The 25,222-nt window shown below is 75.1% G+C and carries 22 protein-coding genes; 13 read left to right on the forward strand and 9 right to left on the reverse strand.

Annotated features, from left to right (window positions below; translation table 11 throughout):
• Window positions 1-488 precede the first annotated feature (488 nt).
• The 4 genes from ACIO5D_RS30220 (at window position 489) to ACIO5D_RS30235 (ending at window position 5,453) form a co-directional block, all read left to right on the forward strand.
• A complete protein-coding gene (locus ACIO5D_RS30220) occupies window positions 489-1,991 on the forward strand; it encodes an NAD(P)/FAD-dependent oxidoreductase (protein WP_400799073.1) in 1,503 nt (500 codons plus the stop codon).
• Window positions 1,988-3,406 carry an aminotransferase class III-fold pyridoxal phosphate-dependent enzyme gene (locus tag ACIO5D_RS30225; RefSeq protein ID WP_363605137.1) on the forward strand — a complete coding sequence of 473 codons (1,419 nt, stop codon included), beginning with the start codon at window positions 1,988-1,990 and terminating at the stop codon, window positions 3,404-3,406. Before ACIO5D_RS30220 ends, ACIO5D_RS30225 begins: the two co-directional genes overlap by 4 nt.
• Before the next feature lie 131 nt (window positions 3,407-3,537).
• Window positions 3,538-3,993 (forward strand): hypothetical protein, encoded by a 456-nt coding sequence (locus ACIO5D_RS30230; RefSeq protein WP_400650691.1) that lies wholly within the window; start codon window positions 3,538-3,540, stop codon window positions 3,991-3,993.
• Window positions 3,990-5,453, forward strand: coding sequence for a GMC family oxidoreductase N-terminal domain-containing protein (locus ACIO5D_RS30235; protein ID WP_400799076.1), 1,464 nt, complete (start codon window positions 3,990-3,992; stop codon window positions 5,451-5,453). Before ACIO5D_RS30230 ends, ACIO5D_RS30235 begins: the two co-directional genes overlap by 4 nt.
• Window positions 5,454-5,485: 32 nt before the next feature.
• On the opposite strand, the gene ACIO5D_RS30240 is transcribed toward ACIO5D_RS30235, so the two are convergent.
• Window positions 5,486-7,006, reverse strand: a complete 1,521-nt coding sequence (locus ACIO5D_RS30240; protein ID WP_400762216.1) for a hypothetical protein — start codon at window positions 7,004-7,006, stop codon at window positions 5,486-5,488.
• Between the two features lie 278 nt (window positions 7,007-7,284).
• On the opposite strand from ACIO5D_RS30240, the gene ACIO5D_RS30245 reads away from it, so the two are divergent.
• The 3 genes from ACIO5D_RS30245 to ACIO5D_RS30255 all read left to right on the forward strand — a co-directional run bounded on the left by ACIO5D_RS30245 (window position 7,285) and on the right by ACIO5D_RS30255 (window position 9,976).
• Window positions 7,285-7,884 carry a hypothetical protein gene (locus ACIO5D_RS30245; protein ID WP_400650684.1) on the forward strand — a complete coding sequence of 200 codons (600 nt, stop codon included), beginning with the start codon at window positions 7,285-7,287 and terminating at the stop codon, window positions 7,882-7,884.
• A gap of 252 nt (window positions 7,885-8,136) precedes the next feature.
• Window positions 8,137-8,820, forward strand: coding sequence for a hypothetical protein (locus ACIO5D_RS30250; protein ID WP_400799079.1), 684 nt, complete (start codon window positions 8,137-8,139; stop codon window positions 8,818-8,820).
• A gap of 199 nt (window positions 8,821-9,019) precedes the next feature.
• A complete protein-coding gene (locus tag ACIO5D_RS30255; RefSeq protein WP_400799082.1) occupies window positions 9,020-9,976 on the forward strand; it encodes a sporulation protein in 957 nt (318 codons plus the stop codon).
• Window positions 9,977-10,054: 78 nt separating this feature from the next.
• Here the strand turns inward: ACIO5D_RS30255 and ACIO5D_RS30260 are convergent, their stop codons facing one another.
• Entirely contained in the window at window positions 10,055-10,561 is a 507-nt protein-coding gene (locus ACIO5D_RS30260; RefSeq protein WP_400799084.1) for a DUF6328 family protein, read from the reverse strand.
• A gap of 181 nt (window positions 10,562-10,742) precedes the next feature.
• Here ACIO5D_RS30260 and ACIO5D_RS30265 point away from each other — a divergent pair, with 181 nt between their 5' ends.
• A complete protein-coding gene (locus ACIO5D_RS30265; RefSeq protein ID WP_400799087.1) occupies window positions 10,743-11,927 on the forward strand; it encodes an alpha/beta hydrolase in 1,185 nt (394 codons plus the stop codon).
• 27 nt (window positions 11,928-11,954) lie between these two features.
• Here the strand turns inward: ACIO5D_RS30265 and ACIO5D_RS30270 are convergent, their stop codons facing one another.
• The 5 genes from ACIO5D_RS30270 to ACIO5D_RS30290 are packed head-to-tail and all read right to left on the reverse strand — an operon-like array spanning window position 11,955 to window position 17,920.
• Window positions 11,955-13,430 (reverse strand): MATE family efflux transporter, encoded by a 1,476-nt coding sequence (locus ACIO5D_RS30270; RefSeq protein WP_400651144.1) that lies wholly within the window; start codon window positions 13,428-13,430, stop codon window positions 11,955-11,957.
• A 24-nt stretch (window positions 13,431-13,454) separates the two neighbouring features.
• A complete protein-coding gene (locus tag ACIO5D_RS30275; protein WP_400650674.1) occupies window positions 13,455-14,483 on the reverse strand; it encodes a cysteine synthase family protein in 1,029 nt (342 codons plus the stop codon).
• A 45-nt stretch (window positions 14,484-14,528) separates the two neighbouring features.
• Window positions 14,529-15,911, reverse strand: coding sequence for a Y4yA family PLP-dependent enzyme (locus ACIO5D_RS30280; protein WP_400799090.1), 1,383 nt, complete (start codon window positions 15,909-15,911; stop codon window positions 14,529-14,531).
• Entirely contained in the window at window positions 15,902-16,894 is a 993-nt protein-coding gene (locus ACIO5D_RS30285) for an ornithine cyclodeaminase family protein (RefSeq protein WP_400799092.1), read from the reverse strand. Before ACIO5D_RS30285 ends, ACIO5D_RS30280 begins: the two co-directional genes overlap by 10 nt.
• 36 nt (window positions 16,895-16,930) lie before the next feature.
• Window positions 16,931-17,920 carry a TauD/TfdA family dioxygenase gene (locus ACIO5D_RS30290; RefSeq protein ID WP_400799094.1) on the reverse strand — a complete coding sequence of 330 codons (990 nt, stop codon included), beginning with the start codon at window positions 17,918-17,920 and terminating at the stop codon, window positions 16,931-16,933.
• Between the two features lie 429 nt (window positions 17,921-18,349).
• On the opposite strand from ACIO5D_RS30290, the gene ACIO5D_RS30295 reads away from it, so the two are divergent.
• Genes ACIO5D_RS30295 through ACIO5D_RS30310 form a run of 4 tightly spaced genes read left to right on the forward strand, consistent with a single transcriptional unit; the run spans window position 18,350 to window position 23,323 of the window.
• Window positions 18,350-19,915: an ABC transporter substrate-binding protein gene (locus tag ACIO5D_RS30295; RefSeq protein ID WP_400799097.1), complete on the forward strand. Its 1,566-nt coding sequence runs from the start codon at window positions 18,350-18,352 to the stop codon at window positions 19,913-19,915.
• Entirely contained in the window at window positions 19,900-20,916 is a 1,017-nt protein-coding gene (locus ACIO5D_RS30300) for an ABC transporter permease (RefSeq protein WP_400799193.1), read from the forward strand. Before ACIO5D_RS30295 ends, ACIO5D_RS30300 begins: the two co-directional genes overlap by 16 nt.
• Window positions 20,913-21,818, forward strand: coding sequence for an ABC transporter permease (locus ACIO5D_RS30305; protein ID WP_400799099.1), 906 nt, complete (start codon window positions 20,913-20,915; stop codon window positions 21,816-21,818). Before ACIO5D_RS30300 ends, ACIO5D_RS30305 begins: the two co-directional genes overlap by 4 nt.
• Complete coding sequence (locus ACIO5D_RS30310) at window positions 21,815-23,323, forward strand: ATP-binding cassette domain-containing protein (protein WP_363605122.1); 1,509 nt, start codon at window positions 21,815-21,817, stop codon at window positions 23,321-23,323. Before ACIO5D_RS30305 ends, ACIO5D_RS30310 begins: the two co-directional genes overlap by 4 nt.
• Window positions 23,324-23,356: 33 nt before the next feature.
• Here the strand turns inward: ACIO5D_RS30310 and ACIO5D_RS30315 are convergent, their stop codons facing one another.
• Both ACIO5D_RS30315 and ACIO5D_RS30320 read right to left on the reverse strand, forming a co-directional pair.
• Window positions 23,357-23,884, reverse strand: coding sequence for a universal stress protein (locus tag ACIO5D_RS30315; RefSeq protein WP_400799103.1), 528 nt, complete (start codon window positions 23,882-23,884; stop codon window positions 23,357-23,359).
• Between the two features lie 320 nt (window positions 23,885-24,204).
• Window positions 24,205-24,591 (reverse strand): SAV_915 family protein, encoded by a 387-nt coding sequence (locus ACIO5D_RS30320; RefSeq protein ID WP_363605120.1) that lies wholly within the window; start codon window positions 24,589-24,591, stop codon window positions 24,205-24,207.
• Window positions 24,592-24,962: 371 nt separating this feature from the next.
• Here ACIO5D_RS30320 and ACIO5D_RS30325 point away from each other — a divergent pair, with 371 nt between their 5' ends.
• On the forward strand, window positions 24,963-25,184 hold the full coding sequence (locus tag ACIO5D_RS30325) for a hypothetical protein (protein ID WP_400799109.1): 222 nt from the start codon (window positions 24,963-24,965) through the stop codon (window positions 25,182-25,184).
• Window positions 25,185-25,222 lie beyond the last annotated feature (38 nt).

Genomic DNA, 25,222 nt, shown 5'->3' on the forward strand with positions numbered 1-25,222 from the left:
TGGCGTCGGCGGGCGCTTCGGTGGGCGCTTCGGTGGGCGCTTCGACAGGTGTGCCGCCCTGCCCCCGCCGGAGGGGGTGACCCGGCGGTGTTCCGGGGCCGCACGGCCCCGCTCACCCGGGGTGGTCCACGCCCTCATGATGTCCGGCGCCCGACGGCGGGGCAACAGGGGCCGCGCGCCTCGTCGCGCACGGTGACGCGGCGTTCGAAGCGGTCGGTCCGACGTGCCGATGGCCGGACCCGCCGCTACGGTCGGATGGCGGGGTGCCTCCGCCGTAACCGGCTCCGGTGCCCTCGCTCAGGCGCCGCCTCCCACGACGCGGCGCACGTCCGGACGCGAGCGGCCGGCGCCCCCTGGCGGGCGTACGGCGCGAACCGGTGGCTGGCGCCTCGGAGCGCCTCCGGCCCCGCCGCGGGCCGTCGAACCCGCCGGGTGCGCGACCACCGTCCCGGGCGCCGGCCGAACCCCCGAGGTCCCGAGGAGTGGCGATGTCCGACAGCGGCTCGGCCCTGTCCCGGCTTCACCCGAACGGCCCGCCCGGCCTCGGCCCGCCCGGCGGTGAAGTCCTGGTGATCGGCGGCGGGTTCACCGGCCTGGCCGCCGCGCACGAACTCGCCCTGGCCGGCGTGGCCTGCCGGGTGCTGGAGAGCGAGCCCTTCGTCGGCGGCCTGGCCGGGTCGTTCGAGGTCGAGGGGGCCAGACTGGAACGCTTCTACCACCACTGGTTCTCCTCCGATCTGGAGATCCGGCGGCTCTGTGCCGAACTCGGCTGCGCCGAACTGCTGGAGCAGCACCGGACCCGGACCGGGGTGTACTACGCCAACACCGTGTACCGGCTGTCCAGCCCCTGGGACGTGCTGCGCTTCGCCCCGCTGCCGCTGCCCGACCGGGTCCGGCTGGGCTGGTCGGCGGTACGGGCCGGGCGGGTGCGGCACTGGCGGGAGCTGGAGGCGCTCACGGCCCGCGAGTGGCTGCTGGCGCTGAGCGGTCCGCGCGTCTACGAGACGGTCTGGAAACCGCTGCTGGAGGGCAAGTTCGGCCAGTACGCGCCGGAGGTCGGCGCCACCTGGATGTGGACCAAGCTCCATCTTCGCGGCGGCAGCCGGTCGCGTTCCGGCCGGGAGGTCCTCTACTACCTGCGCGGCGGCTGCGCCGCCCTGCTGGACGCCTGGGTCGCGCGCCTCACCGGCCTCGGTGTCCGGATCTCCACCGGCACACCGGTGCGGGAGGTGCTGACCGACGAGTCCGGCGTCCGCGGAGTCCGCACCGAGAGTGAAGTCCTGCCCGCCCGGCGGGTGCTGGCCACCACGGCGCCGGACCTGCTGGCCGGACTCCTCGCCCCGGGCGCCACCCCGGGCTGGGCGGCGGCCCACCCTTCGGTGCCCGCCGTCCGCCGGCAGCTGTCCGCGATCCCGTACCTGGCCAATCTCTGTCTGGTGCTGGAGAACGACCGGGCGCTGTCGGACACTTACTGGCTCAATGTCACCGACCCCTCGTTCCCCTACGTCGGCGTCATCGAGCACACCAACCTGGAGGCCTCCGACGCCTACGCCGGGCGCCACCTGGTCTACCTCTCCGCCTACCTGCCGACCGGCGCGGAGCTGTACCGGATGGACGACGAGGCCGTGTTCCGCGCCAGCCTGCCGCATCTGACCCGGATGTTCCCGGACTTCCACGAGGGGTGGGTACGGCGCCACCACGTCTGGCGCGCCGATCACGCCCAGCCGGTCATCACCCCGCACTACTCCGAGCGCGTCCCCGCGATGGAGACCGAGCTGCCCGGGCTCTACCTGGCCGGCATGGCCCAGGTCTTCCCGCAGGACCGGGGCACCAACTACGCGGTGCGGCAGGGCCGGCACGCCGGCCGGCTGATCGCCGACCGGATCCGCACCGCCCGGCCCGCCGCCCACCACCCAGCCACCGAAGCGCAGTTGACCGATCTCACGGGCACCGCGGGCCCGCGACCCGTACCGCAGGAGGGAACCGAATGAGCGCACTGATCAGTGCCGAGGAGTGCGAGCGGATGCCCATCACGCGGGTGCACGAGCTCTACCGGCGCCATGTCAGCCGCGGGCAGGTGACGCTGCTCGGGGCGTTCGGCTTCGGCCGCGACACCGTGGACAGCGCCTCGGGCTGCTGGATCACCCTGAGCGACGGCCGGCGCGTCCTGGACTTCACCGGCGGCATCGGCGTGCTGAACCACGGCCACAACCACCCCAGGATCCTGGCCGCCCGCCGCCGCTTCCAGGAACGGCGGCGCATGGAGGTGCACAAGAACTACCTCTCGCCCTATGTGGCCGCGCTCGGCCACAACCTGGCCCAACTGCTGCCCGGGGACCTGGACATCAGCTACTTCCCGAACTCGGGCGCGGAGGCCGTCGAGGGCGCCCTCAAGATGGCGTACAAGTACCACCGGGGGCACCGCGGCACCGTTCTGCACAGCGACATCGCCTTCCACGGCAAACTGCTCGGGGCCGGCAGCCTGACCGCCTCGCCCGAGGTGCACTTCGCCTTCCCCCGGATCCCCGGCACGGACCGCTTCGCCTACGACGACCTGGCCTCGTTGCGGCTGGCCCTGGAGCGGCACACCACCCCCGAGGGGACGAGCGACGTCTACGCGCTCGTCCTGGAGCCGTTCAGCGCCTCCAGCCTGCGCGAGTGCTCCGAGGAGTTCCTGCGCGAGGCGCGGCGGCTCTGCACCGAGCACGACATCGTCCTGATCTTCGACGAGGTCTACACCGCCTGGGGCCGGACCGGCTCGCTGTTCCACTTCATGCGCCACCGCGGCCTCGTCCCCGACGTGGTGACCACCTCCAAGTCCTTCGGCGGCGGCAAGGCCTCCATCTCCGGCTATGTGGCCCGGGAACCGGTGTTCCGCCGGGCCTACGACGCACTGCCCGACGCCACCCTGCACAGCACCACCTACTACGGTTTCGGGGAGGAGACCGCGACCGCGCTGGAGGCCGTGGCGATCGCCGTCGAGGACGACTACCCGGGCCGGGCCCGCCGCATCGGCGAGCGGCTGCGCGGGGGCCTCACCGCCCTCGCCCGCGCACACCCCCGGGCCGTCGCCGAGGTCCGGGGGAGCGGCGCCCTGCACGGTGTGGTGCTGCGGCCCGGCCCGAGCTCCCTCGACCACCTGCTGCGGCTGCTGCCGTCCGCGTTCGCCCGCGATCCGCAGGCCCAGGCCAAGCTGGCGACCGCCGCCGTGGTCGCCGCGCTCTACCGCGACCACGGCGTGCTCACCTACTACGGCTCCAGCCGGGACCTGCCACTGATCGCCGCGCCCCCGCTGATCGCCGGGGACGCCGAGATCGACCGTTTCCTCGACGGGCTGGACGCCGTCCTGGCGAAGGGGATGCCCCGGCTGCTGGCCGGCCTGGTCCGGGAGAAGGTCGCCTCGTGAACGGCCTGGTGAGGCGGCTGGTGACCGCCTTCGCGGCCGCCTTCGGGGCCGGCTTCGTGACGGGTCTCGTGAGCCGTCTGATGGGTCGCCCGGTGAACCGTCCGGTGGTTCGTCGCCCACCGCGGCCTTCCGTGGACGGTGACCGCCGCTGGGAGCGGCGGGTGCGGGGCGGCGGCCTCCCGCCGATCTGGGCGGCCCGTTACGCCGTCCTGGCCGAACCGTCCCGGCAGGCCGCGGCGGTGAGGCACACCGCCGCGACGTTGGCCGCGCTCCCCGGGCCGTACCGGACGGTGTTCGCCGCCCTGCTGCGGGTGTTCCCGGCGGCCGTCGCCCTCGCCGCCCTGCCGGCGATCCCGGGCCGCAGCCGGGACCGGGCCCGGCTGCGGCGCGCCGCCGACCGGCTCGCCGCGGTGCCGGGCTGCGCCGAACTGCTCAGGGTGAGCAGCGTGCTGGCCCTGCACGGAGCCCTGGACGGCGCTCTTGACGGCGGCCTGGTCGGCGGCCCGGTCGGACCGGGCGCCGCCGGGTCGCCGACCGCCGGTACGGCCTCCACCGGTGCGGCGGGCCCGGCCGGAGGCCCCCGATGACGGCCGCCGTGCCCGCCACCCACTGCGACGCGCTGGTGATCGGCTCGGGCGCCGGAGGCAGCGCCGCCGCGCTGGAGCTGGCCGGGGCCGGCCGGGAGGTCCTGGTGCTGGAGGAGGGCCCGCGCGTCGCACCGGAGCGGATCGCGCGGGCGTCCCCGGCGGAGAACCTGCGCCTGCTCTACCGCCAGGGCGGACTCGTGCCCATCCACGGCAGGCCCACCATCCCGTTCGGGGAGGGCCGTTGCGTCGGCGGCACCACCGTGGTCAACGGGGGGCTCTTCTGGCGGCCCCCCGACCGCCTGCTCGACCGCTGGGCGGCGGCCGGGGTCGACGGCTACCGGGCGCACCACCTCGCGCCCCAACTCGCCGACATGGAAGGGCGCCTGGGCGTGACCGACCAGCCGCCCGGCGCGGGCAACCGTGACTCGCTGCTGCTGGCCCGGGCCGCCGACCGGCTCGGCTGGCACTGGGCCCCGGCCCGCCGGGTGGTGCGCGGCTGCGCGCACGCCAACCGGTGTGTCACCGGCTGTCCCACCGGAGCCAAACAGAGCATGCTGGTCAGCTACCTCCCCGCCGCGGAACGGCTCGCGGCGGTCGTCCAGCCGGACACCAGGGTCGTCCGGCTCGAACACGACGGCGCCCGGGTGACCGCCGTGCACGCCGTGCGGGACGGCCGGCGCCTGCGCTTCCTCCCCCGGACGGTGTTCCTGGCCGCCGGCCCGGTCGGCAGCGCGCTGCTGCTGCGCCGCAGCGGTATCGGTGGCCGGGGCCCGGGCCGGAGCATCGCCTTCCACGTCAACCTCCGGACGGTGGCCCGGTTCCGCGAGCCGGTCCTGGCCGTCGAGGGCACCATCTTCACCGCGCAGCTACAGGAGTTCGCCGACCGGGGAGTCCTGGTGATGCCCGGGAACCTCACCCCGGGCTCGCTCGCGGCGGCGCTGGCCGCCCACCCGACGGGAACCGTGGACCGGATGCTGGCCCAGCTCGACCGGGTCGCGGTCTACACCACCCAGGTGCGCGTGCGGGCCGCGGCCCGGCTGACCGCCGTCCCCGGCCTCGGCGCCGTCCTGCGCCACCGGCTGGCCGACGAGGACGTCGGTCTGCTGCGGTTCGCGTTCCGCCGGACGGCCGAACTCCTGCTGGCGGCCGGCGCGGTCGAGCTCCTGCCACCCGCGCCCGTCACCCTCACCGGCGCCGGGCCGGCGGCCGACTTCGCCCGCCGGAGCCGGCCCGAGACCTGGGACCTGCTCTCCGTGCACGCCATGGCGTCCTGCCCGATGGGGCCGCCCGCCACGGGCGGGGTGTGCGACGCCGGCGGCCGGCCGTACGGCTTCACCAACCTGCGGCTCTGTGACGCGAGCGTGCTGCCCGGCGCGACCGGTGTCAGCCCGCAGGAGACCGTCATGGGCTTCGCCCACCTGATCGCCGCCCGCTATCTGGAGGGCCCCGCCGCGGGGTGACGGCGGCCCCGGGGCGGTCGCGGCCGGTCCGGTCAGTGCCGGTTCTGCACCTGGGGGTCGGTGAATCCGACGGCGAACACCGTGCGCAGGGAGGTGATGGTGGTCGCGGTCCGGTCGGTGCAGACGCCGGTGTCGTCCGCGCCCGCCGTGAAGTGCGGGTGGCCCTTGGGGCGGCAGATGCCTTCGGTGAGGCCCCACAGTTCGTCGACCCGGGTGGTGCCCAGCACGGGCCAGTAGCTCAGGGCCTGGGGCGAACCGGCGCCCCAGTTGCCGGTCCGGGCGTCGCCCGAGCCACAGGTGGTGACGGGGCGGGTGTCGCCGGTCCAGGTGTGGGAGAAGACGGCCGGCTTGGTCCCGCACCCCTTGGAGAAGGCGAAGTTGAGCGCGCCCTGGTCGTCGGTCCAGGTCATGCCGCCCTGGAGGCCGCGGTAGCCGTCGGCGGTGAAGGCGTCCTGGACGACCGTCCGGCCGCCGGACGTCTTCAGCAGCCCCGGCCCGGTCGCCGCACTGGCCGGGTTGAGCTGGTAGCGGACCACCCGGGCACCGGAGGCCTGGCCGTACCACTCGCCGGTGACCAGCTTGAAGGTGGAGCCGCCGCCGGTCTTGTCGAGGGAGAGCCAGGAGAAGCAGAGGGACTGCGCGTCGATCGGCCCGGTGGCGGCGCACGAGGGCGCGGCCTTGGCCTGGAAGTAGCGGTGGACCTCCGGCAGGACGTACGGGTAGCCGCAGGCGCTGGACTTCCCGTTGCTGATGCCGACCGTCGAGACGTCGGACCCGTAGGTGTCCACCTTGGCCAGCTTGTTGATGTCGAAGACGCGGATGCCGTGGGCGGTGTCGGTGACGTAGATGTAGTTGGCGTACCACGCGATGCCGCCGCCGTGGCCCTTGACGAAGGTGAAGTCGGAGGCGGTGGCCGAGGTGCTGGTCGGCTCCGCCAGCAGGACGTGGCGGTACTTGCGGGTGGTGCGGTCGATGAAGGTGAGCTTCAGCAGGTTGTCGGTCTTGCAGCCGGCGGAGGTCTCGTCGCCGTACGCCTTGTAGTGCCAGCTGACGGCGGCGACGCTCTGCCCCTGGATGGCCCCGTCGCCGCCGTCGGCCGTGCCGGTGGTGCTGAGGCCCTGCGGGTACCAGTGCTCGGTGGTGTCGTCCGCGTACGCGCTCGACCAGCACCAGGCGGTCTTCTTCGCCACGTCGGCCGGCGGCAGGCCGGCGGTCTCGGTGCCCGCGCACGCCCCCATCTGCCGGAGGTTCAGCCAACCGTCCGTCCGTCCGGCCGAGTTGGTGGTGAAGTTCGTGCTGATGACGTCGCCCAGGCCGACGGGCTTCCCGAGGTGGTTCTTGAGGAGGCTGTCGGTGGCGGCGGCGTAGCTGGTGTCCGTCAGCTGGAACTGGCCGGCGGTCGGGGACAGCGGGTTCACCACGGGTGCGGCGGCCGGGGCGGTCGGCTCGTCCGCCGCCGCGGCGGACGGCGCCGGGCCCGCCAGGGCGGTCATCCAGACGGCGGCCAGGGCGGCGAGGGTGGACTTCCACCGTAATGTGCGGGACTGTCCCATGCGTCTCTCCTCGGTGCTTGGTGCAGGGTTGGACTGGGCAGATGATCGCAACAGGGTATGACATGTTCAGGATTGCTCCCAGGGGTCGCGGCGCACTCGCCCGGCTGTCCTCGGTGGCGAACCGCGGCGCCGGCCCGCCGGGCGGACCGTGATCTTGACGAGTTGTTAACACCCGGTCGCCGTGGGTAGCTTGTGCACTTCGCCGCCCGGGGGAAGTGGCGTCGGCGTGGCCCGGCGCGACCGCGGTGGCCGAGGAGCTTGTCCGGAAGGCGTGTGCCGTGGACCTGACCGAACTCGCCGAGCAGCTCGACGGCCGCGCCGCCGTGGCGGTGCGCCCGCACCTGTTCCGCGCCGCCGACGACGAGGCCCGCTGGGTCTGCTGGCTGTACGGCTACCGGATAGCGGAGGTCCGGCGCGCCGGACCCGACACCGAGCTGCTGGCCGTCGCCGACCCCGACCCGGGCGCCCGTGCCCGCGGCGCCTGGATGCGCCGGCCCGACCTGGACCCCGGCGGCGATCCGCCGGTGCCGTGGACCCGGGTGACCGCGGCCCGGCCGAACGGGGCCGGGGCGCCCCCGGTGTGGACGCCGCCGGGCTGGCCGCCCGGCCACGCCCCGGTCCGCCCGGCGCCCGGCCGGATGCCCGGGCCCACCCCCGGCCAGGCCGGCGCCGGCCCCGAGCCGTCGCTGCTGCTGCTCCTCGCCGCCCTCTTCGGGGTGCTCGCGGCGCTGTTCGCCGCCACCCGCCCCGCCGGCGCCGTCCTCCTGCTGTTCTTCGCGGCCGGGAGCCTGGCCGCCTACCCGTTCGCGCGGCACCGCCGGGAGCGCCTGGTGCGGCGGGCGGTGGCGGAGTGGCCGCCGGGGGAGCGCGCCGGATAGCCGGCCGGTCCGACTTCACCGCCGGCCCCGGTGGCCGCCGGCCTGACGCCTTGCCAAGCCCCTGGGTGCCGTGTGCTGCTGGCGGACGCCGCGATGCTCTACAGTGCTGTAGAACTAAGGGTCGGCGGGGCCGCCGGCCGCGGTCCGGCGTGGGCGCGGGCGGCCGGGGAGGGCGGTGGGGGCCGCCCGCCACGCGGAGGCGGGCCGGGGGGAACCGTGGCCGGCCGGTGAACAGCGAACGGGGAAGACACCATGGACAGGCCGCTTCGACTGCCGCAGCAGGACCGGGCCGACTTCGAGACCGCCCTGAGCCGGGCGCTGGAACTCCCGCAGGTCCGCGCCGCCCTCCAGCAGTCCGGCGACGGCGCGCACGGCACCGAGCGGCTGCGGCGGCAGGCGCGTGAACACGCCGAGTACGTCCTCGCGGCGGCGTCCCCGGAGTACGAGCGGTACGCGGCCCTGCGGGCGGACGCCGACGCGCTGGCCCGCCTGCCCGTGGACGCCCCGGGGCGCGAGCGGCTGTCCGGCTGGCTCGGGGTGCTGGCGCTCATCGTGCCGATCGTCGCGGGCAGCGCCGCCGCCGTCTTCCTCCTCCTCGGCTACGGGCTCCGGCTCACGGACTCCCTGGAGGTGCTCGGCGAGGCGCTGAGCGGCGCCGGGTGGATCGCCGCCGCCGTCGCGCTGGCCAGCGCGCTGGCCGGTGGGCTGGGGCTGCTGAGGGCGGCCGCCCGGCCGCGCCCGGCCGAGAGCCCCGGCGGTGCCGGTGTGGTGGACGGCGGCCTGGAGGAGGCCAGGAGCGCCTGGCGGGCCGCGCTCACCGAGCGCGGCCTGGTGCCCTTCCTCGTCGCCCGGGCCGGAGCCGGGGACGGCGGCGGCGAGGCGGTGTCGGGCTTCCGCCCGCGCTACACCAGCCCGGACTTCGAGACCGACGTGTAGGCCGCGCTGTCCGGATCGCGGTGGGCGCGCGGCGGGGGTGCTGACGCTTCGGCAGGTGACTCCGCGCCACGGCGGGTTTGCCAGCCCTTTACACTTCGATGGGCGCCGAATTCCGGTCCGTACCCGCTCGTTCCGGTCCGTTCCGTCCGTTCCGTCCTGCGGTGTCCCGCCAAGAACCGAACACGAAGGAGAGCACCCGATGGTGTTCAAACGGCTCCTCGGCGCCCTCGGCGTCGGCGGCCCCAGGGTCGACACGGTCCTGTCCACCCCGACCGTCCGCCCCGGCGGTCAGGTCCTCGGCCGGGTCGAGCTGGTCGGCGGCGGCCATGACGCCGACATCGCCGGTATCACGCTGCACCTGGTGGCGCGGGTCGAGGTCGAGCACGACGACCAGGAGGGCACGGCCCCGGCCCCGTTCGCGACCGCGGTCGTGGCCGGCCCGCTGACGCTGCGGGCCGAGGAGCGGCGATCGGTCGAGTTCTCCCTGCCGGTGCCCTACGAGGCCCCCGTCACCGCCATCGCGGGGCAGCCGCTGCACGGCATGACGGTGGGCGTGCTCACCGAGGTCGACGTCGACGGCGGCCGCGACAAGAGCGACGCCGACGCGCTCACCATCGAGCCGCTGCCGCTCCAGCAGCAGGTGCTGGACGCGTTCACCGCCGCCGGGTTCCGGTTCAGGCGGGCCGACCTGGAGTCCGGGTACATCCGCGGCACCGGTCAGACCCTGCCGTTCTACCAGGAGATCGAGTTCGCCGCGGCCCCGCAGTACGCGCACGCCTGCAGCGAGGTCGAACTCACCTTCCTCAGCACGCCGTTCCAGACCGAGGTGGTCCTGGAGGTCGACCGGCGGTCCGGCGGCTTCGGCCACGGCGGCGATGTGATCAACCGTCATGTGCTGGACGAGACGGCCGCCCGGAAGGACCTCGCCGCCACCGTCGACGAGTGGATGCGCCAGGCGCTCCAGCGCCACACCGCCCACGACGGCTCCCACCACTACGGCTCCCACCACCAGGACGGCGACCACCGGAGCGGCCCCGGCATGGGCGCCCTGGTCGGCGGAGCCGTCGCCGGTGCCGCGGTGGGCTTCGTCGGCGGCATGATCGTCGACGAGGTGGTGGACGAGGTCGTCGACGAGTTCTTCGACGACGAGGACTGACCCCCGCCCACGGCTCGGTGCGCGCCCGGTGCCCGGCCCGCGACCTCCCGGCGGGCCGGGCACCTCGGGGCCGGGCGCTCAGGACGATCGCTGGCGCAGCCCCCAGGGGAGGGCGAACCACAGGACGGCGAACAGCACGGTGGTCGCGCCGGCGATCACGGCGGCCGCGGTGCGGTTGAGCACGACGTCCATCAGCAGCAGCACGGCCGCGTTGAGTGCCAGGGCGAGGAAGGCCAGCCCGATCTCGGTGAACCGGGCGGACAGCTCGACGATGCGGCGTTTGGCGCCGCGGTGGAACAGCGCCCGGTGCAGGGCGACGGGCGTGGACAGCACGGCGGCGGACACCACGGTGAGCAGGAACGTGGCGACGTAGAGGGTCTGCTGGGTGTTGTCCAGCGTGCCGAAGCGCTCGGTGAAGGCCATGCCGAGCAGGAACGCGAACAGGATCTGCACACCGGTCTGGACCACCCGCAGCTCCTGCAGGAGCTCGACGAGGTTGCGGTCGGCCCGCTGCTCCGGTGTCTCCGGGCGTGTCCACGCGGGCTCCGGCTCCGGCGGTGTGGGGGGTGTCGGCGGCGTCTGCATGCCCTTACTGTCCACCGGGCCGTCGGCCGCCCGACCGCGCCGCGCCGCCCGCCACCGCCGCCCGCCACCGCCGCTCCCGGCCGCGCCCCACCGGCGCACCCGCCGGCCGTGCCCCGCTGCCCGACGGGTGCGCCGACCGCCGGGTGGGGGCCACAGTGGTAGGGGAGACGGAGCACGATTGGTGGCGAGCCGGGACATGGGACTCACCGGTCACAGGCTGTTGGCACTGATGGTGCTGTTCGCGGTGCTGACGGTGCTCGGCACGCTGTGGGTCTGGCCGAAGCTGGCGGTCCGCAGCTGGCCGGCGATGTTCCTGCGGCTCGGCACCATCGCGCTGACCCAGACCGTGCTGCTCTGCACGCTCGGTCTGGTGGTCAACGACTATTTCGTGTTCTACAGCAGCTGGTCGGACCTGCTGGGCCACAACCGGGGCCAGGGCGTGATCCAGGGCGGCCCGGTGACGCCGGGCATGAGGGAACCGGGTACGAGGGCACCGGGCGCGGGGGCGCCGGCGCCCGGTGTGCAGGTGCTCGGCACGGCCGAGGTCACCGGCGCCGGGGGATTCGGCTCCGACCCGGCCCGGGCCGGCCGGCTCGACCGGGTGCACATCCCCGGCCCGGCCACCGGCCTGTCCACCGACGGCTACGTCTACCTGCCGCCGCAGTACTTCCAGCCGTCCTTCCAGGACCGGAGATTTCCTGCCGTGATCGTCATGACGGGGTTCCCCGGAGAGGCCGAGAACCTGGTCACCAAGCTGAGGTACCCGGCCACCGAGCTGAAACTGCTCAGGAACGGGACGATGCGGCCCACCGTCCTGGTGCTGATGCGGCCCTCCCCGTCGATGCCCCGGGACAGCGAGTGCGAGGACATCCCGAACGGCCCGCAGGCGCAGACGTACTTCACCGCCGACGTGCCGCAGGACCTCAGGGCCTCGTACCGGGTGCTGCCCGGGCCGGGCGGCCTGGGGGTGATGGGCGACTCCACCGGCGGCTACTGCGCGGTCAAGCTCGGCATGGAGCATCCGCAGGTCTTCTCCGCCGCGGTCTCGCTGTCCGGCTACCTCAAGGCGGCGGAGGACATCACCACGGGTGATCTCTTCGGCGGCAGTCAGCAGCGCCGCGACCAGGCCGACCTCGACTGGCGGCTCGCCCACCTGCCCGCCCCCGCGCTGGCGGTGCTGCTCGCCGACAGCAAGGAGGACGGCCGGACCTACGCCGACTCCCGGGCCTTCGCCGCCGCCGCCCATGCCCCGATGACCGTCACCCAGGCCACCGTCGACTCCGGCGGCCACAACTTCACCACCTGGATCCGGCTGCTCCCGCCCTCCCTCGGCTGGCTGAGCACCCACCTCGCCGACCCCGCCTGACGGCCGGCGGACGGGGCCGGCGAGTGGTCACACCGCCGGGGTGGCGACGGCCGGGGCCGCGCCCGCCCGGGCGGTGAGGGCCCGGCCGTAGCGGCGGAGCAGCAGGACCGCGGTGGTGGCGAGGCCGATGAGGAGGCCGAACCAGAGGCCGCGGGTGTCGCCGCCGAGCGGGTAGGCGAGGAGCCAGGCGGCGGGCAGACCGACGAGCCAGTAGCCGACGAGGGTGATGCGGAAGCCGCTCCCGGTGTCGTCGAGGCCGCGCAGCAGCCCGACGCCGATGTTCTGGGCGCAGTCGAAGAACTGCAGCACGGCGACGACGGCGAGCAGTCCGGTGGCGATCTCCAGGCCCTGCCGGTCGGCCGCCGAGCCGGGGTCGAAGTAGGGCCGCAGCACGAGGTCCGGCAGGGTCAGGTAGACCGTGCCGACCACCGCCATCACCACCGCGCCGCAGGCGAGCGCGGTGTTGCGGATGCGGCGCGCGGCGGCGTACGCGCCGAGCGCGAGTTCCCGGCTGACGTTGATGGACGCGGCGTGCGAGAGGCCGACGGCGACCTGGAAGACGATGTAGATCAGCTGGTTGACGGCGGTGTGCGCGGCGAGCGCGGCCGCGCCGAAGCTGCCGGCCAGCAGGGCGGTGACGGAGAAGAAGCCGGCCTCGGAGCCGTAGGTCGCGGCGATCGGCGTGCCGAGGCCCAGCAGCCGTCGCACGGTCGCCGCGTCGGCCCGCCAGAAGTCCAGGCCGAGCAGCGGGGCGAGCTGCGGGTCGCGGCGGGCGGAGCCGTACAGGGCGAGGAAGGAGAGCAGGTGGACACAGCTGGTGGCGACGCCGATGCCGGTGAGGCCGAGTGTCGGCATGCCCCAGGTGCCGTGGATGAACGCCCAGTTGAGCGCCGCGTTGACGGCGACCGAGACGATGGTGATCCGCAGCAGGGCCTGCGGGCGGCGCATGCCGACGGTGAACTGGCGGATCGCCTGGAACCAGAGGCAGGGGAGCAGCCCGGGGGCGAGTGCGAGGAGCATGCCCTGGGCGCGGTCGGCGACGGTGGCGTCCTGGCCGAGGAGGGTGGCGGCCTGGCCGATCAGGACCATCAGGGCGGCTCCGGCGACGCCGGCGAGGGTGGCGACGGCCATCGCCGCGCGGACCAGGCCGCGGACCTCGTCGCCCGGCCCGGCAGCGGTCGCGGCCTCGGTACCGGCCTCGGCAGTGGTCGCGGTGTCGGCACCGGCCTCGGCGTCGGGATTCCCGGTGGACCGTTCGGCCCGGGCGGCCGCCGCCGCGACCTGGTTGCCGACGGAGGTGACCAGACCGACCCCCATGGTGCGGAGCTGGTTGAAGATGACCAGGGCGAGGCCGCCGGCCGCGAGCGCCTCGGTGCCCAGCACGCCCATCATGATGGTGTCGGTGGTGGTGAGGGCGACCTGGGCGAGCTGGGTCAGCGCGAGCGGGACGGCGAGCGCGGCGAGCGCCCGGCCGTCGCGGACCAGCGTGGTCAACTGCTGCATGGTGGTGGTCACGTGTTCCTGCTGTCAGGGCCTGCGGAGCTTGGTCAGGACCTCGTCGATCTCGGCCTCGACGGCGTGGTCGACGAGTTTGCGGGCGTTCATCCAGTCGTCGTCGAAGACGGTGTCCAGGTACTTCTCGCCGCCGTCGTTGACGAATGCGACCATAACGGCGTCCGGCGGGAGGGCGGGCAGCCGGGTCAGGGCCTCGTGGACGACGCCGCCGGCGGAGCCGCCGATCAGCAGCCCGGTGCGGCGGGCGACGACGCGGGCGGTGGCGAAGGCCTCGACGTCGCCGACCTTCACCCCTTCGTCGATGAGGTCGAAGTCGACCAGCAGGCCGATGGTGGCGCCCTCGGGGGTGCCGGTGCCGGACTGGTAGTAGTCGTGGGCGGGCGGCCCGAAGGCGATGGAGCCCTTGGGCTCGACGCCGATGACGGTGAGGCCGGGGACGGCCTTCTTCAGCTCCCGGGCGGTGCCGCAGAGCCCGCCGCCGGTGCCGACGGCGCCGATCAGGACGTCCACCCGGTTGTCGAGGGCCTGGGCGATCTCGCGGCCCACGGCGTAGTAGCCGACCGCGTTGCCGGGGTTGTTGTGCTGCTCGGTGAAGAAGGTGTTGTCCTTCCCCCGGGCGAGCTCCTCGGCGAACTCCTCGCGGGCGGCGGTGTTGAGCTCCTCGCCGCCGTCCTCGGCGACGTAGACCAGCTCGGTGCCCATGGCCCGCATGCCGCGGAGCTTGTCGACGGCGGCGTGGTTGTCGACGACGGCGGTGAAGCGGTAGCCGCGTTCGGCGGCGACGACCGCGAGGCCCAGGCCGGTGTTGCCGGAGGTGGACTCGACGACGTGGCCGCCGGGGCGCAGGTCGCCGCGCTCCTCGGCGTCGAGGATCATCTGACGGGCCATCCGGATCTTCGCGCTGCCGGTGGGGTTGTACATCTCCAGCTTGAGCAGCAGCCGGGCGCCGTGGTCGGCGCGGGCCAGCTCGAACAGCGGGGTGTATCCGATGAGGTCGGAGATCCGGCTGACCACCGGGGGTCGGTGGAGGGCGTCGGTCATGGCAGGGGCTCCTCGGGGCAGAGCGGTGGGGGCGGGTCGGCCGGGTCAGACGGCCGGGCGCTGGTCGAGCCGCCAGCGCAGTCGGCCGCCCCGGCCGTGCAGGACGACCTTGGGCGGGAGCGGCAGGTCGTGGAACGGGGACTCGTTGGAGTCCATCTGGTAGCCGGCGGTGTTGGGGTAGACGAGCAGGTCGCCGATCCGGGGCCGGCGGGGGAAGGCGATCTTGCGCCAGCTGAGCAGATCGGAGTCCAGGCAGCTGGCGCCGCCGACGCAGGCCCGGTAGGGCCCGTCGTCGGTGGTGGGCGGCCCGGTCGGTCCGGCCGGGCTTTCGCCGTCGGCCGGTTCGGCCGGCAGCAGCGCCGGGTCGGGCAGGTACTCGCTGTTGAACCACTGCTCGGACAGGCTCAGGCTGGTGCCGTCCACGGTGACGATGCCGTACCCGGCACGGTCCTTGACGCCCTGGACGCGGAACACCGAGGAGCCGGCCCGGTCCAGCAGGGCGCGGCCGGGCTCCAGCAGGAGCGCCACCCCGGCCTCGCGCAGCCGCTCGGCCAGGGTGGCGCCGGCCCCGCCCGGGCGGGCGGCGAGGACGGCGCGCAGCGCGTCGGCGCCGGCGACGGGGGAGTGGTACGGGTAGAAGTCACCGGGCGTGAAGGACCTGTCGGCGTGGTAGTGGCCGGGGCCCTGTTCGGCGAGGAAGGCGGCCCAGTGCCCGGCGGCGGTGTAGTCCACGGCGAAGCCGCCGCCGATGCTGATCCGGTCGGCCCGCAGACCGAGGGCGCGGGCCCGGCGGCAGAGGTCGACCAGCTCGCCCGCGAGGTCGGCACGCGGCCGCACCTCGTACCCGGAGAGGTGGAAGCTGAAGCCCTCCATCCGGAGCCGGTCCCCGGCCGCCGCGCAGCGCAGCAGGGCCGCGTCCAGCTGTTCGCCGTCCAGGCCGAAGCGGCTGCGGGGCTGGGCCGGCGGGTGGCGGCGCAGCAGGACGCGGACCGGCCGGGGCGCGTCGAGCTCCAGGACGCGCTCCAGTTCGTCGGGCGAGTCGACGGCGATCAGCGAGCCCTGCAGGGCGGCCGTGCGCAGCAGCCGGTCGGCCTTGGCCGGCCCGGTGACCACGAGGTCCTCGCCGCGGACGCCGTGGCCGAGGGCTTCGCGCAGTTCGCCGTGGCTGGCCACGTCCACCCCCGCGCCGGTGCCGGCGCAGCGCTCGGCGAACACGGCGGCCTTGTTGGCCTTCTTCGCGTAGTACACCCGCCCCTCCACCCCGGCCTCGGCGAGGGCGGCGCGGAAGGCGGCGAGGTTGGCGTCGAAGCGCTCGGGCAGCAGGTAGTGGAACGGTCCGCCGAAGGCGTACGAGAGGTCGTGCAGCAGGCCGTCGCGGTGGATGCGGCCGGCGAGCGGGTCGGGGTGGGGCGGGAGGGTCAGCGCCACAGGGCGACCTCGGTGCCGAGGCCCTGTGCGGCGGCGAGCTGGGCGAAGCGGTGGCCGAGGGCGATGTCGGTGACGACCAGTCCGCTGTTGTAGGCGAAGATCCGCTGCCCGGGCGCGGTCCGGCCGGGGGCGGCTCCGGAGAGGACGGCCGGCAGTTCGGCGTCGACGGCGGGCAGCGCGCCGTCGGCGTCCGCCAGGTCGGTGCCGGTGACCCGCATCTGGGCCTCGCTGGTGGCGATCACCCGGTCGGCCCGGTGGAGGGTGGAGGGGGCCAGTCCGTGGCCGACCAGGATGCCGAGCGCGCCGGGCCTGAGCCAGTCGGCCTCGACGGCCGCGGCGGTGTGACCGCCGGCGGTGGCCACGATCAGGTCGGCCTCGCCCGCGGCCCGGCGCAGGTCGGTGACCAACTCCGGTTCCCGGCCCGGGAAGTACCGGGTGAGCCGGGCGCGGACGGCGGCGATGCCGTCCGGGTGGGTGCCGGCGAGGAGCAGGCGCTCCAGCTTCGGCAGGGCGGTGAGCAGGAAGGGCAGGGCGAGGCGCCCCTGGGTGCCGGTGCCGATGACCAGCGCGGTGCGGGCGTCGGGGGAGGCGCACTCGCGGGCCAGCAGGGCGGAGACGGCCGGGGTGCGCAGCGAGCCGATCCGGCCGCAGTCCATCATCGCCACCGGCAGGCCGGTGACGTCGTCGTAGAGGGTGAGCGTCGTGTAGTAGTGCTGCCGGTCGCGGCTCTCGTGCAGGCCGTGCTTGTACGAGGTCTTGACCGCCACGACCTCGCGCACGCCGTCGCGGCCGAGCATGGCGTAGGAGACGGAGTGGCCGTCGGTGGGTTTGACGGTGAGTTTGCGCGGGTTGTCGGAGCGGCCGGCGGCGAGGGTGCGGTAGGCCTGCTCGACGGTGTCGAGGACGTCGGAGAGGCCGATGTCGATGCCGGCGAGGTCGCTGGTGCTCAGTACGCGCAGGGTGGTGTCGTCCCGGTGGTCCACGGGGGTCCCTTCGATGGCGGAGGCGGGGCGGAGGGTTCAGACGGCCCAGGCGGTGACGGCGGCCTGGCCGTAGCCGTGTTCGTCGTGCTCGGCGAGCGGCCGGGTGGGGCGGCCCTCGACCCGGACCGAGGCGCGCTTGAGCCACCGGTCGGTGCCGTCGTAGCGGGCCCGGAAGGGGACCCTGCCGTGGACGACGATGTCGTTGTCGACGACCAGCACGTCACCGGGTTCGAGGCGCACCGCGACCGAGACCCGGGCCAGTTCCTCCGCCAGCCGCCCGTACGCGGCCCGCCAGGGCCGGTCGGCGGTGTCGAGCGGGGTGTAGGCGGGGTCGAAGCGCAGGGTCAGGCCCTCGGGGGAGTCGAAGAGGGTGGGCACCGGCGCGAGGCGGCCGGCGAACCGCTGGGCCCCGCTGTAGGCGTCGTCGGGCAGGATCGGCGCCACGGGCCGCTTCAGCCGGTCGAGGTCCGCCTCGGCGAGTGCGGTCCGGCGGACGCTGGCCGCGGTGGTGGCGACGCGGTCGTGGTTGCGCAGGCAGCACAGCAGCAGCAGGTGGGCGCGGCCGGGGTGGAAGGCGTCCTCGGTGTGCGGGGTGAGCAGGACGCTGCTGGAGGCGCCGGTCTGCTCGTTCTCGTGCCCGGGCGAGGGGAGGATGTCGTGCACGAACCGGCCGTCCTGCTGGCCGTCCCAGGCGATCGGGGTGCCCATCAGCGTGGAGACGAGCAGCAGGACGACGTCCCAGACCGCGCCGGCGCCGCCGACGGTGGACCAGTGACCGGGCGTCGGGCCCAGCCGGTCGTCGTCGACCCGTAGACCGCGCAGGACGAAGAGGCCGTCGTCGGTGTCCACCGGGCGCAGCGCGTGGCGGAGTCCGGCGCCGAGCCGGGCGCCGGCCGTGGGGAGTGCGGCGAGCAGGCCGGGGCTGGTGGCGGAGCCGTGGCGGGTCAGCAGTTCGGCCGCGGCGGCGGTGAGTTCGTCGACGTGGGCGGCGTCGAGTGGGCGTACCGGGGCGGGGGTGGTGGACACGGGGGCACCTTCCATGGCGCGGGCAGGCGGCGGGGCGGGGCCGGCTCGGGTACGGCGCGGGGCATGGCTCGGGCAGGGCGGGGAGCGTGGCTCGGGTGCGGCTCGGTGCGGCCCGGGGGCGGCGGGAGCCGGGGACTCGGCCCGGCGCGGCGACGGCGGCCGGGCGACGACCGAAACGTAGCAACCGATCTTAGGTAAGGCAATCCTTACTTGAAACTCTGGCGCAGTTCCGCAGGGCCTGATCGGGCGAGGGGGTGCACGAAGGGCCCCTTGGGTGCTGCGGCTTCGCGCGGTGGGGTGAGTTGACCTGCCGTCGGCGCGGGGGTTGCCCTTGCGTTAATTGTTCGATGCCGGGTTGCGCGATGGGCAGTTTTTAGGATAGGCAACCCTAAGAAAATCCTGCTTGACCTGGAAACGAGGAACAACGACGTGAGCGTCACCAGACGAGAGCTGCTGTGGGCCACCGCCGGTATCGGCGCGGCCGGGGCGCTCGCCGCCTGCGCCGGCAGCAAGGGCGGGTCCGGGTCCGCGGCGGGTGTGGCGTCCGGCTCCGCGAACGAGCAGCCCCGCACCGGCGGCACCCTGAAGGTCGGTGCGCTCGGCCGTGCCTCCGCGATCACCCGCGACCCGCACGGCACCCAGGCCAACGAGAGCGACTACCTGATCATCAGTCTGCTCTATGACACCCTGACCGTCCCCGGCGACAAGACCAACACCGCCGCCCGGCTGGCCGCCTCCTGGAAGCCGTCCGAGGACCTCAGGACCTGGCGCTTCACCCTCGCCGACGGCGCCACGTTCCACGACGGCACCCCGGTCACCGCCGAGGACGTCGTCTGGTCGCTCAAGCGCCTGCGCGCCACCCCCTCCGGCAAGAGCCGCCTGCCCGGCATCCAGCCCGAGGGCATCCGGGCCGAGGACGCCCGGACCGTCGTCCTGGTCTCCGACTACGCCAACGCCGACCTGCCGCTGCTCACCCGGCTGACCACCTTCGTCCTGAAGAAGGACACCAAGGACGACGCGCTCGCCGGCGCCCCCGGCACCGGACCGTTCACCCTCGACTGGTACCGAGACGGCAACGCCCGCCTGGTGCGCAACGACAACTGGTACGGCGGCAAGGTCCTGCTCGACGCCGTCGAGGTACGGATCTTCGAGAGCCCGCAGGCGATGGCCAACGCCCTGCTCGCCGGCCAGATCGACGTCGCGTCCAACGTCGGCGCCGTCGCGGCCCGCACCGCCGAGACCCGCAAGGACATCCAGATCCTGCGCCGGCCCAACGACATGGCGATGCCCATCGTGATGCGCGCCGCCGACGGGCCGTTCGCCGACGCGAAGGTCCGCGAGGCCCTGCGGCTCTCGGTGGACCGCGACGCCATGGTCAAGCAGGTGCTCTCCGGCTACGGCACCGTCGGCAACGACATCCTGGGCACCGGCGACCCGGCCTACGCCAAGGACATCCCCCAGCGCAAGCGGGACCTCGACCGGGCCAGGCAGCTGCTCGCCGAGGCCGGCTTCGACACCGCCAGGACGTACGACCTCATCACCACCGAGGACATCGCCGGCCTCGCCGAGTCCGCGACGCTCTTCGCCACCCAGGTCCGCGAGGCCGGGGTGAGGATCAACGTGGTCAAGCAGGACTCCAAGGTCTTCTGGGACGCCACCTGGCTCAAGGCCCCCCTCTACACGAGCTACTGGGGCACCAACGACTCGGTCGTCTTCTTCGCCTCGAAGACGATGCTCTCCGACGCCGGCCAGAACGAGGCCGGCTGGCAGGAGCCCTCCTTCGACGAGGCCTACCGCACCGCCATGGCCACCGCCGACGAGGCCGCCCGGACCACGCTGCTGCACCAGCTCCAGGAGATCGAGTACGCCAGGTCCGGCTACCTGCTCTGGGGCATGGCGGACGGCATCGACCTGGCCGGCTCCGCCGTGCGCGACCTGCCCAGGCTCCCCGGCTACGGACGCGTCCAGCTCGAGAAGACCTGGCTGGCCCGTTGACCCCGGCCCCGACCGCCGGGGGCGCCGCCGCGCCCCCGGCACCGCCCCGGGCCGCCGGGCCGCTGCCCGGGCTGGGCCGGGCCGCCTGGCTCGCCGCCCGGCGGCTCGCCATGCTCACGGTGCTGCTCGCCGCGGTCTTCGCCGCGATCGAACTCCTGCCGGGGGACGCGGCCAACGCCACCTCCGAACGCGGTGAGACCGCCGCCGACATGGCCGCCCGCCGCGCCGCCCTGGGCCTCGACCGGCCGGTCGTCGAACGGTTCTGGGACTGGATGACCGGCCTGCCCGCCGGCGACCTCGGCACCACCGCCCACGGACAGCCCGTCACCTCCGTCCTGGCCGGCCCGTTCCCCAACACCCTGCTGCTCGGCACCCTCGCCCTGACCGCCAGCATCCTCGGCGCCCTCGCCCTCGGCAGCTGGGCCGCCCTGCGCCCCGGCGGCCGGACCGACCGGACCATCGCCGTCCTCTCGACGGCCGCCTTCGCGCTGCCCGAGTTCGTCCTCTCCGTCGCCCTGCTGCTGGTCTTCTCGCTCTGGACGGGCTGGCTGCCCGCCGTCACCCTCACCGGCGCCGACGGCACACCCGTCTCCTGGGACATGCTGCTGCTGCCCGCGCTGGCCCTGGCCGTCCCGCAGATCGGCTGGAACACCAGGATCGTCCGGGGCGCCCTCGCCGACCAGGCCGCCCTGCCCCACGTCCGGGCGGCCGTCCTCGACGGCCTGCCGCGCCACCGGATCCTCACCCACCACATGCTGCCCGGCGCCCTGCCCGCCATCGCGGTGAGCACCGCGACCTCCGCCGGGATGCTGCTCGGCGGCGCGGTCGTCGTCGAGACGCTCTTCAACTACCCCGGCATCGGCGCCGTCCTGTCCGGTGCCATCGCCGACCGTGACACCCCCCTCGTCGCCGGAGTCGTCGCGGCGACCGGAGCCGCCATCAGCATCCTGCTGCTGCTCGCCGACCTCGTCCGCGAGCGCGTCCTGCGAGAGCGCCCATGACCGTCGAGACCTCGTCACCCCTCCGGCCCCGTCGGATCCGCCGGGCCCCGAAGACCGTGCGGGCCCCCGGGGCCCCGCCGGCCCCGAAGCGCCGCGGCCGGCGCTCGCACGCCCTGGTCAGGGCGCTGCCCGCCCTGCTGCTGACCGCCCTGGCGCTCACCGGCCCGCTGTGGGCCCCGCACCGCGTCGACGTGCCGGTGACCGCCCCCTACGCCGCCGCCGACGGCGCCGCCGCGCTCGGCGGCGACCAGCTCGGCCGGGACGTCCTCAGCCGGCTGCTGCACGGCGGCGCGCCGCTGATCGCCACCGCGCTCGCCGTCGCCGTCCTGGTCACCGGCGCCGCCACGGTGATCGGCATCCTGGCCGTCCTGCGCCCCCGGCTCGGCCGGTGGGTGGAGCGCGCCGCCGACCTCGCCATCCTGCTGCCCGCCGTCCTCGGCATCATGCTCATCGGCCTCGCCTGGCCGGCCGGCGGGCGCCTTCCCGTCGCCGCCGCGGCCACCGTCCTCGGCATCCCCTACGCGGTGCGGGTGGTGGCCGCCGCGGCCGCGCCCGTCGCCGCCAGCGGCTATGTCGAGGCGGCCGCCGTCGGGGGCGAACGCCTCTGGTACCTGATGGTCCGCGAGGTGCTGCCCAACCTGCGCGCGACCGTCCTCGCCCTGTTCGGCCTGCGCTTCGTCGAGGGCGTCTACGTGGTCTCGGTCGCCGCCTTCCTCCAGCTCGGCCCCCAGCCACCCGAAGCCGACTGGGCGCTGATGATCCGTGAGAACGCCCCCGGCATCATGCTCAACCCCTGGGCCGTCGGCGCCCCCTGCCTCGCCATCGGCCTGCTCGCCGTCAGCGTCAACCTCGCGGCCGACGCCCTCGCCCCCGCCCGGACCACCCCGGAGACCGCCCTGTGACCGCGACCGACCCCACGGACCGGGTCACCGCCCGGGTCGCCGCACTGTCCATCGCCCTCGACGACGGCACCCCGCTGCTCGCCCCCACCAGCCTCACCCTCGGCCCCGGCCGCGTCCACGCCGTCACCGGGCCCTCCGGCGCCGGCAAGACCACCCTGCTCCGGGCCCTGGCCGGCGCTCTGCCACCCGGCGCCGCCCCGCCCGGCGGCACGCTCACCGTCCTCGGCCACGACATCCTCGCCCTCCCGGCCGAGGAGTTGCGCCGGCTGCGCCGCCACCGCCTCGCCTACCTCGGGCAGGACCCGGGCTCCGGGCTCAACCCCCGGATGCGCGTGGCCCGTCTGATCACCGAGACCGCCGTCGACCGCAGCGCCGAGGCGCTGCGCGAACTGCTCACCCAGGTCCGGCTGCCCACCGACCAGCAGCTCGAACGCCGCCGCCCCACCGCCCTCTCCGGCGGACAGCAGCGCCGCGTCGCCCTCGCCCGCGCGCTCGCCCGCCGACCCGAACTCCTGCTCCTGGACGAGCCCACCGCGGGCCTCGACCCGGCCCTGCGCGACGAGATCGCCGACCTGCTGCGCGAACTCGCCCGCCGCCACGGCATCGCGGTCGCCCTCTCCAGCCACGACGCCGCCTTCGTGGCCCGCTGCGCCGACGAGGTCCTCGTCCTCCGTCCGGCGGGCCGGGCCCCCGTGGGCGCGGCCTCCGTGCTGTCGGCCGTCGGCGGGACCGTCAAGCCTGGCCCTGGGGCCGCGGTTCCGGTCGGCGCGGTTCCGGTCGGCGCGGGTTCGAACGGTGCCGGCCCGGACCGTGGTCTCGGCGCCCACCGGATCGACGCCCATGTCGGCGACGGCCGCGGGCGCCGCCGGATCCTGGCCGGCCTCGACCTCCACCTCGCGCCGGGTACCTGCACCGGCATCACCGGGCCCTCCGGCGCCGGGAAGACCACCCTGGTCCGCGTCCTCGCCGGCCTGCACCCGCCCACCGCGGGCACCCTCACCCTCGACCGCGCCCCGCTGTCCGGCTCCCACCACACCCGCACCCGCGACCAGCGCCGCCGGATCCAGCTGGTGCCGCAGAACCCGCTCGGCGCCCTCAACCCGGCCCGCACCGTCGGCGCCACCCTCACCCGCCCGCTGCGCCTGCACCACGCCACCCCGCACGAGCAGTGCGCGGACCGGGTCGCCGAACTCCTCGCCGCCGTCGACCTCCCCGCCGAGCTGGCCGCCCGTCACCCGCACGAGCTCTCCGGCGGCCAGCGCCAGCGCGTCGCGATCGCCCGCGCCCTCGCCGCCGAGCCCGACGTCCTGCTCTGCGACGAGGTCACCTCCGCCCTCGACGAGGCCACCGCGGAGGGCATCATGGCCCTCCTCGGCCGCCTGCGTGCCGACCGCGGCCTCACCCTCGCCCTGATCAGCCACGACCTGCCCCTCGTCCGGCGGCACGCCGACGCCGTGGTCATGCTGGGCGACGGGCGGCCCGAACCGGTCGGCGCCGGCCGGTGAGCCCGGCCCGCCCCGGGCCGGCGGGCCCGGCACTCAGCCGGTGGTGGCGGCGGGCGCGGCGGTCCTGGCCGGCCGGTGGCCGGCGGCGAGGGGGAGCGGGGCGCCGCTGCGGGCGGTGAACTCCAGCCGCTCCAGCAGCTCCGACGGTGGGACCGCGACGACCCGGCAGGCCGCGTGGCCGCGGCAGTGGCGGGTGACCGAGCCGTGCAGCAGACGGTCGAGCCGGCCGTGGCCGCCGGTGCCGACCACGAGCAGGTCGTCCGGGCCGGTGACGGCCGCCACCAGGGCCGGGCCTGCGTCGCCCCGGACCACCAGCGGGCGGATCACCAGGTCGGCCGGGTAGCCGCCGAAGGTCTGCTCGAAGGCGGTGTCCAGGCGCCTGCGGGCCGCGTGTTCCAGCTCGGAGAGCGGCCGCAGACCGCCGCCGTCGGCCGGCGTCCAGGCGGCGACCGGGACGAGGGCGGCCCCGCGCCTGGCCGCCTCGCCGACCGCGCGGTACAGGGCCGCGAGGCTGCTCAGCGACCCGTTCAGTCCGACGATCACTCGGGTGGGGTCGGCCATGGCCGCTCGCCTCCGTCTCGATGGTCCGGTATGTCCGGTGCTTCCGGTGACTCCAGTGAACCCGGGGCCGGGCGCGCGGGCGCCGCCGCTGACGGCACCATGACGCCGGGCACCGGGTTCTTGACGGGCCTTTGACAGGGGCTTTGGCGTGGACGCGGGCCCGGCGTGTCCGGCCCGGGTACGAACCGGGCCGGCAGGTCGATGGCCTTGATGCCGAGGGGCGGCAGGACCGGCGCCGTCCTTGAGGGCACCCCCGTGGACGGGCTCCGGGCCGGGCGGCTCCCCGGGGACCGCGCCGGGTGGACTCAGACCGGGTGGACTCAGACCGGGTGGGCGGCGCGGCGCGTGGCGGCCGGTGCGGGCGTGGAGGGCGTGGGGCGCTCGTCGGCGACGGGCGCGGCGTACGGCAGCGGCACCGGTTTCGGGGCGGCGGCGGCCAGTTGGGGGTCGACGGTCAGGATGGTGACGCCCAGCGGTTCGGCGAGGGCGCGCAGGGCGGGCTCGGCGAGCGCGATCCAGGGCTGGTCGGGACCGAGGACGGCGGTGAGCCGTTGCTCGGTGGTGAAGGCGACGGCGGTGCGATCACCGAGCGGCGTGCGGAAGAGCCGGGCGGTGTGGCCGAGCCGACCCGGCCGGACGGGGACCAGGAGCCGTCCGGCCGGGCCGGGTCGGGAGGGTTCGGGATCGTCGGGGAGCTGGCGGTACATGGCGGCCTCCGGTCGGAAGGGGCGGTCTGGGCGAGATACTGCGGGCGGGCCGCGGCGGGCGGGCTCCGCCCGCCACCGTGGATCGCACGACGACCGTATGCCCGCCCGGTCGGGGGCCGCGCCAGGCCTGACACGTTCTTGATCCCCACGGACCGGGCCCTGACGGGGCGCTGACACCGGAGAGCATCGCGCACCACCCGCTCGGGCAGGGCCGGGGCGGGAAAGCCGCCGCCGTGTCAGGAAGCCGTCAAGGACGGCCGCCGACGCGTAGGTCACGCGTCAAGGCCGGGTGCGGTTGGTGTGCGCAGGGTCTCCACTGGAACCGCGGGTCCGGGACCGGGTCCGCGTCCCCGTGGAAGGAACCGTTCGCCATGAGTGACACCCAGGTCGTCGTCGCCGTCGAGAAGCCGCAGCTCCGGACCGTGCGGGAGACCGTCCCGCCGCGCCGCCGGATGCCGGTGGCCGCCTTCGCCGGGCGGTCGGAGGAGCCGGACGAGCTGGCCGAGCCGAGCCCGGCCCCGGCCTGGTCCGAGGCCGACCGGCGCCGGACCAGGGCGGCACACTGCCGGATCGCGATGCGGTACGAGGACTGACCGCGTCCTTCCCGTCCCCGCCGCGTGGGGCGGCCGGT

The organism is Kitasatospora sp. NPDC087315 (genome assembly GCF_044744345.1).
Lineage (GTDB): Bacteria > Actinomycetota > Actinomycetes > Streptomycetales > Streptomycetaceae > Kitasatospora.